Raw genomic sequence first — 1,062 nt, 5'->3', positions numbered from 1 at the left:
GCCCGCGCCGGCCCCCAGAGGACTGAACGGCCTCTTCCGGGGCCCTCGGCACCCTGCCGCGCACGGCCGGTCGGCACTAGATTCGGTTCATGGCGGACATCAAGCGTGAAATCGAGCGCAAGTACGAGTCCGACGTCGGCGGCCTGCCCGACCTGACCGGCGTCGGCGGGATCGCGGCCGTCCTCGACAAGGGCGTCGCCGACCTGGACGCCGTCTACTACGACACCGCCGACGAACGCCTCGCCGCCGACGGAATCACCCTGCGCCGCCGCACCGGCGGCAGCGACGCGGGCTGGCACCTGAAGTTCCCGGTCGCCCCCGGCGTGCGCGACGAGATCCACGCCCCCCTGTCCGACACCGTGCCGCCCGCCCTCGCCGCACTCGTCCGCTCCCGCGTCCGCCGCGGCGAACTGCTCCCCCTGGTCCGCATCCGCTCCCGGCGCGACATCAGCCACCTCGTCGACGCGGACGGCACGCTGCTCGCCGAGGTCGCCGTCGACGACGTACGCGCCGAACGGCCGGCCGGCGAGGGCCGCACCGCCCAGTGGACCGAGATCGAGGTGGAACTGGCCGACGGCGGCGACCCGGCCCTCCTCGACACCGTGGAGGACCGGTTGCGCGGAGCGGGCGTACACCCCTCCCCGTCCCCCTCCAAACTGGCCCGCGCCCTGGCCGGGACCGCCGGACCGGACCGCCGCCCCGAGCCGCCCGGGGAACGGGCCCCCGTGACGGCCGGCGACCACGTCCTCGCCTACCTGCGCGCCCAGCGCGACGCCCTCGTCGCACTCGACCCCGCCGTACGGCGCGACGTGCACGACTCCGTGCACCGCATGCGCGTCGCCACCCGCCGCCTGCGCAGCACCCTGCGCACCTACCGCAAGGTCCTGGACCGGACCGCCACCGACCCCCTGCGCGGGGAACTGAAGTGGCTCGGCGGCGAACTCGGCCTCGACCGCGACCAGGAGGTCCTCACCGAACGCCTCACCGCCGGCCTCGACGCCGTCCCCGACACCCTGGTGACCGGACCCGTCCGCGCCCGCCTGCGCACCTGGTCCCGGGCCC

General features: G+C 75.8%; 1 protein-coding gene. It reads left to right on the top strand.

The features are described 5' to 3' along the window. Positions 1 to 89: 89 nt before the first annotated feature. On the top strand, positions 90 to 1,062 hold a 973-nt coding region (locus RH94_RS42575), incomplete at its 3' end, for a CYTH and CHAD domain-containing protein (protein WP_234425578.1).

The organism is Streptomyces kebangsaanensis (assembly GCF_001906585.1).
Classification (GTDB): Bacteria; Actinomycetota; Actinomycetes; order Streptomycetales; family Streptomycetaceae; genus Streptomyces; species Streptomyces kebangsaanensis.
This window is presented reverse-complemented; position numbering and strand designations above follow the sequence as displayed.